The 13,783-nt window shown below is 65.5% G+C and carries 12 protein-coding genes and 1 tRNA gene; 3 read left to right on the forward strand and 10 right to left on the reverse strand.

The window, feature by feature from the left end:
• Nucleotides 1-14 precede the first annotated feature (14 nt).
• The 3 genes from ACTIAO_RS01530 to ACTIAO_RS01540 form a co-directional block, all read right to left on the reverse strand.
• A complete protein-coding gene (locus tag ACTIAO_RS01530; protein WP_441904570.1) occupies nucleotides 15-1,049 on the reverse strand; it encodes a ribose-phosphate diphosphokinase in 1,035 nt (344 codons plus the stop codon).
• Nucleotides 1,050-1,057: 8 nt separating this feature from the next.
• On the reverse strand, nucleotides 1,058-2,506 hold the full coding sequence (glmU, locus tag ACTIAO_RS01535; RefSeq protein WP_441904571.1) for a bifunctional UDP-N-acetylglucosamine diphosphorylase/glucosamine-1-phosphate N-acetyltransferase GlmU: 1,449 nt from the start codon (nucleotides 2,504-2,506) through the stop codon (nucleotides 1,058-1,060).
• Nucleotide 2,507: 1 nt separating this feature from the next.
• A tRNA-Gln gene (locus tag ACTIAO_RS01540) sits at nucleotides 2,508-2,579 on the reverse strand.
• Nucleotides 2,580-2,658: 79 nt separating this feature from the next.
• Here ACTIAO_RS01540 and ACTIAO_RS01545 point away from each other — a divergent pair.
• The 3 genes from ACTIAO_RS01545 to ACTIAO_RS01555 are packed head-to-tail and all read left to right on the forward strand — an operon-like array spanning nucleotide 2,659 to nucleotide 5,019.
• The gene (locus ACTIAO_RS01545) at nucleotides 2,659-3,153 is read left to right on the forward strand and encodes a MarR family winged helix-turn-helix transcriptional regulator (RefSeq protein ID WP_441904572.1); all 495 of its coding nucleotides are present in this window, start codon (nucleotides 2,659-2,661) and stop codon (nucleotides 3,151-3,153) included.
• A gap of 19 nt (nucleotides 3,154-3,172) precedes the next feature.
• The gene (locus ACTIAO_RS01550; protein ID WP_441904632.1) at nucleotides 3,173-4,108 is read left to right on the forward strand and encodes a pseudouridine synthase; all 936 of its coding nucleotides are present in this window, start codon (nucleotides 3,173-3,175) and stop codon (nucleotides 4,106-4,108) included.
• Nucleotides 4,105-5,019 carry a L,D-transpeptidase gene (locus tag ACTIAO_RS01555; protein ID WP_441904573.1) on the forward strand — a complete coding sequence of 305 codons (915 nt, stop codon included), beginning with the start codon at nucleotides 4,105-4,107 and terminating at the stop codon, nucleotides 5,017-5,019. Before ACTIAO_RS01550 ends, ACTIAO_RS01555 begins: the two co-directional genes overlap by 4 nt.
• A gap of 17 nt (nucleotides 5,020-5,036) precedes the next feature.
• On the opposite strand, the gene ACTIAO_RS01560 is transcribed toward ACTIAO_RS01555, so the two are convergent.
• The 7 genes from ACTIAO_RS01560 to mmsA all read right to left on the reverse strand — a co-directional run bounded on the left by ACTIAO_RS01560 (nucleotide 5,037) and on the right by mmsA (nucleotide 13,713).
• Complete coding sequence (locus ACTIAO_RS01560) at nucleotides 5,037-5,696, reverse strand: methionine ABC transporter permease (RefSeq protein ID WP_441904574.1); 660 nt, start codon at nucleotides 5,694-5,696, stop codon at nucleotides 5,037-5,039.
• Nucleotides 5,696-6,739 carry a methionine ABC transporter ATP-binding protein gene (locus tag ACTIAO_RS01565; protein ID WP_441904575.1) on the reverse strand — a complete coding sequence of 348 codons (1,044 nt, stop codon included), beginning with the start codon at nucleotides 6,737-6,739 and terminating at the stop codon, nucleotides 5,696-5,698. Before ACTIAO_RS01565 ends, ACTIAO_RS01560 begins: the two co-directional genes overlap by 1 nt.
• Before the next feature lie 79 nt (nucleotides 6,740-6,818).
• On the reverse strand, nucleotides 6,819-7,721 hold the full coding sequence (locus tag ACTIAO_RS01570; RefSeq protein WP_441904576.1) for a MetQ/NlpA family ABC transporter substrate-binding protein: 903 nt from the start codon (nucleotides 7,719-7,721) through the stop codon (nucleotides 6,819-6,821).
• A gap of 105 nt (nucleotides 7,722-7,826) precedes the next feature.
• Nucleotides 7,827-9,623: an ABC-F family ATP-binding cassette domain-containing protein gene (locus ACTIAO_RS01575; RefSeq protein WP_441904577.1), complete on the reverse strand. Its 1,797-nt coding sequence runs from the start codon at nucleotides 9,621-9,623 to the stop codon at nucleotides 7,827-7,829.
• A gap of 82 nt (nucleotides 9,624-9,705) precedes the next feature.
• On the reverse strand, nucleotides 9,706-10,827 hold the full coding sequence (locus ACTIAO_RS01580; protein ID WP_441904578.1) for a substrate-binding domain-containing protein: 1,122 nt from the start codon (nucleotides 10,825-10,827) through the stop codon (nucleotides 9,706-9,708).
• Nucleotides 10,828-10,876: 49 nt separating this feature from the next.
• Nucleotides 10,877-12,196, reverse strand: coding sequence for a multiple monosaccharide ABC transporter permease (mmsB, locus tag ACTIAO_RS01585; RefSeq protein ID WP_441904579.1), 1,320 nt, complete (start codon nucleotides 12,194-12,196; stop codon nucleotides 10,877-10,879).
• Nucleotides 12,193-13,713, reverse strand: a complete 1,521-nt coding sequence (mmsA, locus tag ACTIAO_RS01590; RefSeq protein ID WP_441904633.1) for a multiple monosaccharide ABC transporter ATP-binding protein — start codon at nucleotides 13,711-13,713, stop codon at nucleotides 12,193-12,195. Before mmsA ends, mmsB begins: the two co-directional genes overlap by 4 nt.
• Nucleotides 13,714-13,783: the final 70 nt, after the last annotated feature.

Genomic DNA, 13,783 nt, shown 5'->3' on the forward strand with positions numbered 1-13,783 from the left:
CACGACTTCACGAGCTAGGCGTCGCCACCGAACATGCTGGTGACCGAGCCGTCTTCGAAAACCTCGTGGATGGCGCGGGCCAGCAGCGGCGCGATCGGCAGAATCGTGAGAGTGTCCCACCGTCGTGACTCGGTGAGCGGGATCGTGTCAGTGATGACGACCTCATCGATCGCAGCATCCTGCAGACGTTCGCTGGCCGGGTCGCTGAAAATCGCATGCGTGGCCGCGACGATGACCCGACGAGCGCCGCTGGCCTTGAGAGCCTGAGCAGCCTTCACGATCGTGCCACCGGTGTCGATCATGTCGTCCACGAGCAGGCATGTACGTCCCTCGACGGCGCCGACGATCTCGTGCACGCTGACCTGGTTGGCGACCTTCGGGTCGCGGCGCTTGTGGATGATCGCAAGCGGAGCATCCAGGCTGTCGGACCAGGTATCGGCGACGCGCACGCGGCCCATGTCCGGGGAGACGATCGTGAGGGTCTCGTGGTCTTCGGCCGTCAGGTTCTCGCGGAAATGCTCGAGCAGCACCGGCTTGGCAAAGAGGTGGTCGACAGGGCCGTCGAAGAAGCCCTGGATCTGGGCTGCGTGCAGGTCGACGCTCATGATGCGGTCGGCGCCCGCGGTCTTGAGTAGGTCGGCGATCAGACGCGCACTGATCGGCTCGCGCCCGCGTCCCTTCTTGTCCTGACGCGAATACGGGAAGTACGGGGCGACGACGGTGATGCGCTTCGCCGATGCGCGCTTGGCCGCGTCGATCATGATGAGCGTCTCCATGAGCCACTCGTTGACCGGTTCGCCGAAGGTCTGCACGATGAACAGGTCCGTACCGCGGATCGAGACCTCGTAGCGGGCGTAGATCTCGCCGGAGGCGAAGGTGCGATGCTCCACGGGGGCTGCCTGCGTACCGAGCGCCTCGGCGACAGCCTGGGTCAGCTCGGGGTGCGAGCGACCGCCGGCGACGACGAGACGCTTCTTCGTCTTGGCGATGATGCCGGGGGCAACGCCGTTGTCCCTGTCCAGTTCAACGGTCTTCTTCTTGTGCCCCATGACCTGCCTTACTCTGCAGTTTCGCTTGTTGCGGCTTCGCCGGCCCTGGCAGCTGCCTGCGCTGCACCGGAACCTGCCCGATTTTTCTCGACCCACCCCTCGACATTGCGCTGAGGGGCGACGCTCAAGGCCAGGGCTCCCGCGGGGACATCCTTGCGGACCACCGCGCCTGCTCCGGTCTTCGCACCGTCTCCAATCCTAACGGGAGCGACGAAGACGTTATGCGAACCGGTGTGCACCTCATCACCGATCTCGGTGCGGTGCTTGACGATGTCGTCGTAGTTCGCCGTGATCGCTCCGGCTCCCAGGTTGACGCGCTCGCCGATCGTCGTGTCGCCGATATAGGACAGGTGCGGGACTTTGCTGCCGATGCCGATCTGCGAATTCTTCGTCTCGACGAAGGTTCCGATCTTCCCGTTCGCGCCGAGGACCGTGCCCGGGCGGATGTACGCGAACGGTCCGACGCTCGCTCCGGCGCCGATGACCGCGAGCGTCGCATCCGCACGGCGGATGACGGCATCCTCGCCCACTTCGCAGTCGACCAGCGACGTGTCGGGGCCGATCGTCGCGCCCGACTCGACGACTGTCGCACCGGCGATGTACGTGTTCGGCAGCAGAGTGACATCCGGGGCGAGCTTCGCGTCGTCATCGATCCAGGTCGTTGCCGGGTCGACGATCGTGACGCCCGCGCGCTGCCAGCGACGCACGATGCGGTCGTTGAGCACGCGTCCCGCCTCGGCGAGCTGGACGCGATCGTTCACGCCGAATGTCGCAGCAGTGTCCGCGGCGATCTCAGCCGCGACCGTCTCGTGCGCACCTCGGAGCAGCCCGATCACATCGGTGAGATACAGCTCGCCCTGCGCGTTGTTCTGGTCGATCCGGGTCAGGAACGTCCGAAGCGCCGTGGTGCGGAAGACGTAGACGCCCGAATTGATCTCGGTGACGGCGGCTTCCTCGGCGGTGGCATCCTTCTGCTCCACGATGCGCGCGACGGTGCCGCTCTCGTCACGGATGACGCGGCCGTATCCGGTCGGGTCGTCCAGCAGCGCGCTGAGAACCGTTGCGGCGGCGGCGGCCCCGCGGTGCGCATCGAGGAGCGACTGCAGCGTGTCGGCTTCGAGCAGGGGAACGTCGCCCGAGAGCACCAGTACATCGCCGTCGAAGTCCGCGGGGAGAGCATCGACCGCGACCTGCACGGCACGTCCCGTACCGGGAACGTCATCCTGGTCGACGATCACAGCACTCGGGTACTGCTGACTGAGCACCTCGATGACACGCTCGCGCTCATGACGGACGACGACCTCGATGTGCTCAGCGCCGAGACCGGATGCCGTCGTCAGCACGTGCCCGACGAGAGGTCGTCCGGCGATCGGGTGCAGCACCTTGGGGAGTCGGGACTTCATGCGGGTGCCCTGTCCTGCTGCCAGGACGATGATGGCGAGTCTGTTCTCGGTCATGCTCCGCCGCCAGGACTCGAACCTGGACTTAACAGCTCCAAAGGCTGTCGTGCTGCCATTACACTACGGCGGACCGGTGCGCCCCGGAGGATGCCCCAGATAAGTCTGCCACGCTCGCGGGAGACGCTGCGCCGTGGGTCGATAATGGAGAGATGAGTGAAGCAGATGAGGTCGACCGGATCGTCGGCGCGTGGAACGCGCAGCGCCCGGATCTCGATTTCTCTCCGCTCGAGGTGCTCTCCAGAATGGATCGGCTCTCCAAGCACCTCGACCGCGCGCGGCGCGAGGTGTTCCGGCGCAGCGATCTCGAGCATTGGGAATGGGATGTGCTCTCAGCGCTGCGACGAGCTGGCGTCCCGTTCCAGCTGAGCCCCAAACAGCTCCTCCAGCAGACGCTCGTCTCCAGCGGCACGATGACCAACCGCATCGACCGACTCGTCGGACGCCGATTCGTGCGTCGCGAGGCCGATCCCGGCGACGGTCGCAGCGTGCTGGTCACGCTCACCGAGGACGGGCAGATCCGAGTGGATGCCGCGATCACCCGCCTCGTCGACGTCGAAGCCGACCTGTTGCAGGCGCTCTCCCGCCCGGACCGTGACCGCATGGCCGTGCTGCTGCGCAAGCTCAGCCTGAGCTTCGACTCATGATGGGGCACTTCTGATGGCGATGCGGTCCCCGCTCCCGGTCCGCGATGGCGTCGGCGCCACGCGTCTGCACCTGCCGAGTACCGGCCCCTGGCCCACTGCGAGCGCGTACATGGTCGAGCGGTTCTTCCACCTCGACCCGGAATGGCTGCTCGAGCGCTTCGATCGCGGCGAGATCGTCGCCGCCGACGGTTCGGCGCTCGCCCGGGACACTCCCCTCGATGCCGAGGAGTTTATCTGGTACTACCGCGAACCGCCGGTCGAGCTCGAGATCCCGTTCGAGATCGAGATCCTGCACCAGGACCAGGATCTGGTCGTGATCGACAAACCGCATTTCCTCCCGAGCACCCCCGCCGGGAAATATGTGCAGAACTCGGCACTGGTGCGTCTGCGCCGGCTGCTCGACAACGCCGATCTGGCACCGATCCACCGACTCGACCGCGCCACGGCGGGCCTGCTGATGTTCTCCGCTCGCCCGCAGACGCGGGGCGCGTACCAGACGCTGTTCCAGCGCAGGCAGATCGAGAAGGTGTACGAGGCGGTGTCCGCTCGCCCCGCTGACTGGGCCGATGATCTGCCTCGCACGGTGCGATTGCACATCGAGAAACTGCGCGCACAGGTCTGCGTGGAGGTCGATACCGAGCGCGAACCGAACTCAGAGACGCTGATCGAGCTGATCGATGCCGACGAGCACGTCATCCACACCCTGCTCCATCCGCACACCGGCAAGATGCACCAGTTGCGGGTGCATCTCGCGAGCATTGGCCTGGGCATCCTGCACGACAACCTCTACCCGATCCTCACCGACGAGACGCCGGACGACCATGAGCGGCCCCTGCAGCTGCTCGCACGCGAGCTGCGGTTCGTCGATCCGCTCTCCGGCGCTCCGCGGGAGTTCACCACGGGGCGCGCGCTGCAGTACGCTCCCCGTGACGGCGATCCCGCCGAGGCGACGTGAGCACCCAGGAGCATCCCCCGCGGCGCCTCGGCATGCGTGCGTGGGTGCTGATCGGCGTCATCGGAGTGCTCGTCGTCGTGATCGCCGCGACGATCGTGATGACGTGGCTGCGTCCGGACGCTGAGCCCATCGCCGCGCGCGCGACCGCCAGCTCTCCGCTGAGCACGCCAACGCCGACACCGACACCGACACCGACCGGCTTCCCGGCGAACGCGGGCGTCTACGATGCCGCAGCCCTCCCCGAGGCGAACGTGTTCGCGGTGCTGCCGCAGTTGCCGGTCGATCCCACCCCACAGGCGCCCTTCGCGGGGTACACGGCCCGGGCCACCACCGACATCGTGCCGGTCTGGGCCGACCCGCTCGGGGAGCCGGTCGCGTCGCTGCGGAGGGAATACCGATACGGCGGCACGACGGTCGCGGTCATCGAAAAACAGGACGACTGGGTGCGGGTGCTCCTGACCGGACGCCAGAGCACTCCCTCGACAGGCGACCCCGCGCAGCTGACGGGCTGGCTGCGCACCGCCGATGTGGAACTCGCGCTGACGGATACGACGGTCGAGGTGAGCCTTTCCGCCCGCACGATCGACATCATCCGCGCCGGCGTGGTGGAGCGCATCGCAACGGACTTCGGGTGGGGCACCGACCAGACTCCCACACCGATCGGACGCACCTTCATCCACCTGTCAGAGGTGACGTCCTTCGACTACACCCGCGGATTCCCCGTCGTCTACCTGTCGCTGCAGTCGCCCACTCTCGACGGGTTCGGCGGGCAGGACGTCGCCATCACGGCGTTCCATTACCACGATGAGCACAGCGGATCCATCTCGAACGGCTGCCTCCGCCTGGACGAAGCGGCCATCACGACGCTCGCCGGACTCCCGGAGGGCACCGGCGTCACCATTCGCCCCTGAGCGCTCGCTGCTCGGCGTCAGCGGCGCATCACCCTGCGCGCGAGCCACGTCCCGAGCATCTGGACGAGGTGCACGAACACGACGATCAACACGATCGCGGCCCACATCACCACCGGCTCGAACTGGCGGAATCCGTAGATGAGCGCGAAGGCGCCCAGTCCGCCTCCGCCGATGGCACCGGCCATGGCCGTCATGTCGATGACGGCGACGACGATGAACGTGTAGCCGAGGATCAGGGGCCCGAGCGCCTCGGGAATGACGACCGTGAGCAGGATGCGCCAGGGGCCCGCGCCCATCGCACGGGCCGCCTCGACCACACCGGGCGGGACCGTCACCAGATGCTGCTCGACGATGCGACCGATCGCGAAGGATGCGGCGATGCCGATCGCGAAGGCGCCAGCGGTCACACCGATCCCGGTCCCGATGACCAGGCGTGTGAACGGCTGCAGCACGGCGAGGAAGATCACGAACGGAATCGGCCGGAAGAAGTTGATGATCAGGTTGACCACCACGTACACCGGTCCGTTCGGCAGCACGCCGCCGGAGCGCGTCGCATAGGTGGCGACACCGATGATCAGGCCGAGGATGCCGCCGAGCACGAGTGCGAACGACGTCATGTACAGCGTCTCGGCGGCGGCCTGCCAGAAGTCGCCCTGCAGTTCGAAGAGGCGGTCCATCAGCGCACCTCCCCTGCCGAGATATCAGTCACGGTGGCATGGGCTCGGATCTTCTCCAGCGTGCTGTCGATCACGGCATCCGCGCCGCGGATCGCGAGCGTGAGGTGTCCGAAGGCGCGACCGCGGATGTCGTTGATTCCGCCGTAGATCAACTCGAACTCGAGCCCGGCTGCCGCAAGGTCGAGGAACACCTGTGCCTGCGAGGAGTCGCCGTCTCGGAATGAGAAGGTGACGATGCGTCCGCGGTGGCGTTCCTGGAGTATCGCACGCTCCGCGGGCGACGGGAGGCCCTTGATGACAGTGCCGACGAAGCGCTGCGAGGCGGGATGCTGCGGGTTCGAGAAGACCTCGAAGACATCACCCTGCTCGATCACTCGCCCCGAGTCCATCACGGCGACTTTCGTGGCGATGGTCTGGATGACATCCATCTCGTGCGTGATGATCACGATCGTGACACCCTGCTCCTCGTTCACGCGCTTCAAGAGGGCGAGCACCTCGTGCGTGGTCTGCGGGTCGAGTGCGCTGGTGGCCTCATCGGCGAGGAGGATAGCCGGGCGGGTGGCCAGAGCTCTCGCAATGCCGACCCGTTGCTTCTGCCCTCCCGAAAGCTGCTCCGGGTAGGCCTTCGCCTTGTCACTGAGCCCGACGAAAGAGAGCAGCTCGGTGACCCGCTGCTCGATGTCGGGCTTGGACCAGCCGGCGAGCTTCAACGGATACGCGACATTCGCGCGGACGGACTTCGACGCGAACAGGTTGAACTGCTGGAAGATCATGCCGATTCCGCCGCGGACACGACGCAGGTCGCGCTCAGCGAGTGCCGTGATGTCGGTGTCATCGACCATGATCGTCCCGCCGGTGGCGGGCTCGAGAGCGTTGATCAGGCGGACGAGCGTCGATTTGCCCGCACCCGAGTATCCGATGATGCCGAAGACGTCACCCTTCTCGACCTGCAACGACACGTCGTCGACGGCGATGGTCGGCTCTGCGTCGCGGCGGGGTGCCGGATACGTCTTGGAGACGTTTTCGAGGGTGACGATCGGCATGGATGCTCCGGTAGTTCTCTGGGTGAAGACGCGAATCGGGCGGCACGAAGGTGCCGCCCGATTCTTTCATGTCGCGTGATCAGCTGTTCGCGGCGACGTCCTTCTGGACGGTCTTGAGCGATTCGACCAGGTCAGGGACCGGCGTCTGCAGAGCGACCGCCGTGTCGCCGGACGAGGCCAGCAGGCCTGCCTGGACGTCCGGGTCGGTCTGGAAGATCTCCACGAGCTTCAGGTACGTCTCATTTTCTGCGTCGTCGGCGCGCGCAGCGAAGATGTTGACGTACGGCAGGGCGTTCGGATCGCTCGGGTCGTCCTGTGCGATGGCGTCTGCGAACGAGAGGCCGGCCTGGGTGACGAAGTCGTTGTTGATGATCGCCGCGGCGACATCGGGCAGCGAGGTCGGGATCAGGGCCGCTTCGAGCGCGGTGACCTTGACCTTCGATGCCGACTCGTCGACGTCGGAGAGGTCGGAGAAGATCGTTCCGCCGCTGGTGAGCTCGATGAGTCCAGCCGACTGCAGCACCAGGAGTGCGCGGGCCTGGTTCGAGGCGTCATCGGGCACGGCGACGGTCTCGCCCTTGGGGATGCTGGCGACATCGTCGTACTTCTGCGAGTACAGCCCGAGCGGGTAGATCGCGGTGGATCCGATCGGGGTGAGGTCCTCGCCCGATGCATCGTTGTACTGCGCGAGGTAGACGATGTGCTGGAACTGGTTGAGGTCGATCTCTCCCTCGGTCAGTGCCGGGTTCGGCTGCTCGTACGAGCCGAAGTCGACGAGCTCGACGGTGATGCCCTCTGCGGCGGCAGCCTCGACGAAGGCCGGCCACTGCTCATCGGACTTGCCGACGACGCCGATCTTCACGGTCTCGTTGGTCTCTCCCGACTCAGCCGATCCACCCGAGTCCGCGGCGCAGCCAGCGAGGCCGATCACGAGAGGAACCGCAGCGAGTGCAGCGAGTGCGGAGACAAGACGACGAGACATGAGGAGAACCTTCCGGGTGGGATGATCCAACGCTATGCAACGTGGTGCGCGCGAACGGAATCGATCCGTCACACAGCGTCACTGTGTCACGGACGCGTCACGAAGTCAGTCGAGCTGCTCGCTGAGCTCCAGCCAGCGCAGTTCACTCTCTTCGATCTCGGCCTCCCAGGCCGCGATGGTCTTCATCTTCTCGCCGAGGCCCTCGTAGTCGGCCTGGTCGTGATCGACGAGGGCGTGCTTGGCCCGATCGATCTGCCCAGAGAGCTTCTGGATCTTCCGTTCCAGAGCAGACACTTCTTTCTGCGCCGTGCGCAGGTCTGCTCCGGAGAGAGCGGATGCCGCGGCTTTCGATCCCTGAGCCTGCCGAGGGGATGCGCCGTTCTGCTCGGCCGCGCGCAGACGCAGGTACTCGTCCACTCCCCCGGGCAGGTGCCGCAGGCGCCCGCCCATGACGGCGTACTGCTGATCGGTGACGCGCTCGAGGAAGTACCGGTCATGCGAGACGACCAGCAGCGTGCCCGGCCAGGAGTCGAGGAGATCCTCGATCGCGGCGAGCATGTCGGTGTCCATGTCGTTGGTCGGCTCGTCGAGGATGAGCACGTTCGGCTGGTCGAGCAGCACGAGCAGCAACTGCAGCCGGCGCTGCTGACCACCGGAGAGATCCTTCACCGGTGTCGACAGCTGCGCGGACGAGAACCCGAGGCGTTCGAGCAGCTGACTCGGCGTGAGCGACTGGGCCTTGGAGCCGGCACCGAACGTGTACTCCGTGCGCAGACGCGAGATGACCACGCGCACCGGGTCGTTCCAGTGCTTCTCCAGCTCATCGATCCGCTGCGTCAGAGTCCGCACCTGAACCGTCGAGCCGCGCTTGACGCGGCCGCTGGTCGGTTCAATGGTTCCTGCGACCAGCCCGAGCAGGGTCGACTTTCCAGCGCCGTTCACGCCGAGGATGCCGGTGCGCTCGCCGGGCGCGATGCGCCACTCGACGTCTTTCAGAACCTCGACCCCGCCCTCGTAGGTCACGCCCGCGTCGAGCAGGTCGACGACGTCCTTCCCGAGCCGCGATGTGGCCAGCGACTGCAGCGACGTCTTGTCGCGGATCTCGGGGACATCGGCGATGAGTTCGTTCGCCGCATCGATGCGGAACTTCGGCTTGGCGGTGCGCGCGGGGGCGCCGCGGCGCAGCCAGGCGAGCTCCTTGCGTGCGAGGTTCTGCCGCTTCGCCTCGGTGGCCGCCGCCATCCGATCGCGCTCGACGCGCTGCAGGATGTAAGCCGCGTACCCGCCCTCGAACGGTTCGACGATCTGGTCGTGCACCTCCCAGGTCTCGGTGCACACCTCGTCGAGGAACCACCGATCGTGCGTCACGACGAGGAAGGCGCCAGAGTTCGCTGCCCACCGCTTCTTCAAGTGCGCGGCGAGCCAGGTGATCGCCTCGACATCGAGGTGGTTGGTCGGCTCGTCGAGCGCGACGATGTCCCAGTCCTGCACGAGAAGGGTAGCGAGGGCGACACGACGGCGCTGTCCGCCGCTGAGGCCTTCGACCGGAGCATCCCACGGCAGATCGGTGAGGAGCCCCGCGATGACATCGCGCACGCGCGCGTCACCGGCCCATTCGTACTCGGGAACATCCCCGACGACCGACTGCGCGATCGTCAGGGAATCATCGAGGGTGTCTGCCTGGTCCAGCACGCCGATCGTCGTCCCGGCGCGCATGGTGACGCGCCCAGCATCCGGCTCTTTACGACCGGCGAGCATCGCGAGCAGTGAGCTCTTGCCGTCGCCGTTGCGTCCGACGATGCCGATCCGGTCCCCCTCTTCGATACCGAGGGTGATGGAGTCGAAGACGACCTTGGTCGGGTATTCCAGGTGGAGGCCCTCGGCCCCGAGAAGATGTGCCATGTCCCCTCCAGGGTAGTCGGCGAAACAGGGCGAGCCGCCCGAACCCGAAGGTCCGGACGGCTCGCTGACCGCAGAGCGGGTGTTACTGGTAGGACTGAACGATCTCGAGCAGGCTCGGAACGTTCTTGTACGCGTCAGCAGCGTTCTCCTGGGTGACGATGACCGGGTCCAGCAGGTACGACGGGACGATCTTCGATCCGTTGTCGTACTGCTCGGTGTCGTTGACGTCGACCTCTTCGCCCTTCTGGAGCTGCTCGATCATCTTGATCGTCTGCTCCACGAGGAGCGCGGTGTCCTTGTTGATGGTGGAGTACTGGACGCCCTCCATGATCGACTTGACCGACTCGACCTCGGAGTCCTGACCGGTGACGACCGGGACAGGCTTTCCGGCCTGCTGCACCGAGGTGATGACGGCGCGGGCGAGCGTGTCGTTCGGGGAGAGGACGCCGTCGATGACGGTGTCACCGCTGTACGAGCCGGTGAGCAGCGTGTCCATGCGGTTCTGGGCGTTCTCCGGAAGCCAACCCTCGGTCGCGGTCTGCGCGATCTCGGTCTGACCCGACACGACGACCAGCGTGCCGTCGTCGATGGCCGGCTGGAGCACGTCCATCGCGCCGTTGAAGAACACGCCCGAGTTGGCATCGTCCGGCGAGCCGGAGAACAGCTCGATGTTGTACGGGGCGTCGTGCCCTGCACGCTCGGCGAGACCGTCGAGCAGAGCCTGGCCCTGCAGCTGGCCGACCTTGAAGTTGTCGAACGCGACGTAGTAGTCGACGGCCTCGGTGTTCTCGATGAGACGGTCGTAAGCGATCACGTAAGCGCCGGCGTCCTTTGCCGCCTGCACCTGCGTGGCCAGCTGCTTGCCGTCCTTCGCACCGATGACGATGACCTTGGCGCCGTTGGTGACCATGGCCTGGATCTGGTTCTGCTGCTCGGCGACCGTGTTGCTGGCGGGCGCGTACTGGACGTCGGGCTTGAAGCCCGCGTCCTTCAGGCCGTCGGTGAACAGCTGTCCGGCCAGGACCCAGTTCTCACTGGTCTTGTCGGGCAGCGCGATACCGATCGTCGAGTCGGCGGGGAACCCGGCCGACTCTTCGGCGGCGTCCGTGCCGGAGTCTCCGCCACGCTCGCCTCCTGCGCAGCCGGTGAGGGCGAGTGCTGACGCGGCGACCAGCGCTGTCGCCGTCAATGCCATTCTCTTCATGGGATCTCTTTCTCTGGATTGTGGTGCGATATATGGGATTTGTGGCGGATTACTTGGATTTCGGGAAGTCCGTCAGGTTCGGAGCATCCGGCTTGTTGCGCTTTCGCGTCAGGAAGCCGATCAGCGAGGGGCGACCCTGCTGCTTGTTCCAGACGTCGATGCCGACGGCGACCAGCAGAACGAGGCCCTTGACCATCGACACGATGTCGGCACCCTGACCGAGCAGAGCCAGACCGTTGTTGAGGAACGCCATGACCAGACCACCGATGATCGAACCGATCACGGTGCCGATACCACCGGCGACGGCCGCGCCGCCGATGAAGACCGAGGCGATGGCGTCCAGCTCCCAGCCGGTGCCGTCGTTCGGGCCGGAGGCCTGCGAGCGTGCCACGAAGATCATTCCGGCGAGGGCTGCGAGCATCGACATGTTCGTCATCACGAAGAAGTCGACCCAGCGATCCTTCACACCCGAGAGGCGTGCAGCCTGACGGTTGCCGCCGACCGCGTAGATGTGCCGGCCGAAGACGGTGTTGTTCGTGATGAACGAGTAGATGATCACGAGCGCGAGCAGAATGAGGCCGGGGACCGGGAAGCTCGTGCCGGGACGGCCATTGGCGAACATCCAACCGGCCGCGAGAACGACGATAGCCAGTAGTACGACCTTCGTGACGCTCACCCACAGGGGTGCCATCTCGGACCCCATCTTGCGCTGGATGCGACGGGTGCGAATTTCCCAGAAGACGAGCCAGGCGACCGCGAGCAGCGCGAGGACCATCGTCAGAACGTTGAAGTTCAGCGGGAGCGACACCTCTGGTAGATACCCGGTGCCGATGATCTGGAAGCCCTTGGGCACCGGAATCGTCTGCGCGTCACCGATCCACTGCTGCGCGCCGCGGAAGAAGAGCATGCCGGCCAGCGTCACGATGAACGCCGGAACCCCGACGTAGGCGACCCAGAAGCCTTGCCAGGCACCCACCAGTGCTCCAACGACCAGTCCGAAGACGATCGCCAGCGGCCAAGGGAGGTTCCAATCGGTCATGGACTTGGCCACGATGATGCCGACGAACGCCGCAACGGAGCCGACCGAAAGGTCGATGTGGCCCATGATGATCACCATCACCATGCCGATCGCGAGGATCAGGATGAACGAGTACTGGTTGATGACGTTGATGAGGTTGCCGGAGGTCAGCGTCGCGCCGTTGGCTCCGTTGCGCATCAGAGTGGTGATCTCGAAGAAGATCACGATGACGATCAGGCTGCCGAGGATGCCGAACTGACGCAGCGATGACGTGCCTCCCCCGCCGAACATCTTCTTGATGTCGGCGAAGTGGAAACCGCGCTTCTGGGTCGACGTGGTGCTGGTGCTCATGCGCTCGCCTTCTGGTTCGTGGAGGTCATGCTGCGCATGAGCGCCTCCGGAGTGGCCTGGTCCGCGTCGATGCAATCGGTGACGCGTCCCTCAAAAATGGTGTAAATGCGGTCGGAGATGCCCATCAGCTCGGGCAGCTCGCTGGAGATCACGATGACGCCCTTGCCGGAGGCTGCGAGCTCATTGATGATCGAGTAGATCTCGTACTTGGCGCCGACGTCGATGCCGCGCGTTGGCTCATCGAGGATCAGCAGGTCGGGGTCGGTGTACATCCACTTGGCGAGCACGACCTTCTGCTGGTTGCCGCCCGAGAGAGTCGACACGCCCGTCTCGACGTTCGGCGTCTTGATGCGCAGCGCCTTGCGGTAGCGCTCGGCGACGGCGAACTCCTCGCGGCTGTCCACGACGCCGTTGTGCGCGATCTTCGACAGCTTCGCCGAGACGATCGAGCGCTTGATGGTGTCGAGGAGGTTCAGGCCCAGGCTCTTGCGATCCTCGCTGACGTAGGCGAGACCGTGGCGGATCGCGCTGGAGACGTCGCGCAGCTCGATCTCTTCGCCGTCCTTGAACATCTGGCCGCCGAGGAACGTGCCGTAGGAGCGGCCGAAGATGCTGCGGGCGAACTCGGTGCGTCCGGCGCCCATGAGGCCGGCGATGCCGACCACTTCGCCGCGGCGGACAGTGAGGCCGGAGCCCTTGACGACCATGCGCTCCGTGACCGTCGGATGCTGTACCCACCAGTCCTTGACCTCGAAGAAGACCTCTCCGAGCTCAGGGGTGCGGTCCGGGTAGCGGCTCTCCAGCGATCGGCCGACCATCCCGTGGATGATGCGGTCCTCGTTGATCTCACCCTTGGTGATGTCGAGGGTCTCGACGGTGCGCCCGTCGCGGATGATCGTGATCTCGTCAGCGATCTGCTCGATCTCGTTGAGCTTGTGGCTGATCATGATCGATGCGATGCCCTTGGCCTTGAGGCCGAGGATCAGATCGAGCAGGTGCTGCGAGTCGGTCTCGTTCAGAGCCGCAGTGGGCTCGTCGAGGATGAGGAGCTTGACGTCCTTGTTCAGCGCCTTCGCAATCTCGATGAGCTGCTGCTTGCCGACGCCCAGGTGCTTGACGGCGATGTCGGGGTCTTCGCGAAGACCGACCCTGGCGAGGAGCTCGGTGGCACGGGTCTTGGACGCACGCCAGTCGATGACGCCACCACGGCGGATCTCATTGCCGAGGAAGATGTTCTCGGTGATCGTCAGCTCGGGGATCAGCGCGAGCTCCTGGTGGATGATCGCGATGCCGGCCTGCTCGCTGGCGACGATGTCCTTGAACCGCTGCTCCTGCCCGTACAGCAGGATGTCGCCCTCGTACGAGCCGTAGGGGTAGACGCCGGAGAGGACTTTCATCAGCGTCGACTTGCCGGCGCCGTTCTCGCCGCAGATCGCGTGGATCTCTCCAGGGCGAACGGCGATGGACACATCGGAGAGCGCCTTCACTCCGGGAAACTCCTTGGTGATGCTGCGCATCTCCAAGATCGGACCTGTCACGGTCGGCAACGTCGTTGTGCTGCTCACGCAATCTTCCTTGATACTCGAC

This window comes from Microbacterium sp. (genome assembly GCF_052099035.1).
GTDB lineage: Bacteria > Actinomycetota > Actinomycetes > Actinomycetales > Microbacteriaceae > Microbacterium.

Excerpts from the sequence above, each read along its gene's own strand:
- ACTIAO_RS01530 (WP_441904570.1), bottom strand. The coding sequence starts at position 1,049 with ATGGGGCACAAGAAGAAGACCGTTGAACTGGACAGGGACAACGGCGTT.
- glmU (WP_441904571.1), bottom strand. The coding sequence starts at position 2,506 with ATGACCGAGAACAGACTCGCCATCATCGTCCTGGCAGCAGGACAGGGC.
- ACTIAO_RS01545 (WP_441904572.1), top strand. The coding sequence starts at position 2,659 with ATGAGTGAAGCAGATGAGGTCGACCGGATCGTCGGCGCGTGGAACGCG.
- ACTIAO_RS01550 (WP_441904632.1), top strand. The coding sequence starts at position 3,173 with ATGCGGTCCCCGCTCCCGGTCCGCGATGGCGTCGGCGCCACGCGTCTG.
- ACTIAO_RS01560 (WP_441904574.1), bottom strand. The coding sequence starts at position 5,696 with ATGGACCGCCTCTTCGAACTGCAGGGCGACTTCTGGCAGGCCGCCGCC.
- ACTIAO_RS01565 (WP_441904575.1), bottom strand. The coding sequence starts at position 6,739 with ATGCCGATCGTCACCCTCGAAAACGTCTCCAAGACGTATCCGGCACCC.
- ACTIAO_RS01570 (WP_441904576.1), bottom strand. The coding sequence starts at position 7,721 with ATGTCTCGTCGTCTTGTCTCCGCACTCGCTGCACTCGCTGCGGTTCCT.
- ACTIAO_RS01575 (WP_441904577.1), bottom strand. The coding sequence starts at position 9,623 with ATGGCACATCTTCTCGGGGCCGAGGGCCTCCACCTGGAATACCCGACC.
- ACTIAO_RS01580 (WP_441904578.1), bottom strand. The coding sequence starts at position 10,827 with ATGAAGAGAATGGCATTGACGGCGACAGCGCTGGTCGCCGCGTCAGCA.
- mmsB (WP_441904579.1), bottom strand. The coding sequence starts at position 12,196 with ATGAGCACCAGCACCACGTCGACCCAGAAGCGCGGTTTCCACTTCGCC.
- mmsA (WP_441904633.1), bottom strand. The coding sequence starts at position 13,713 with ATGCGCAGCATCACCAAGGAGTTTCCCGGAGTGAAGGCGCTCTCCGAT.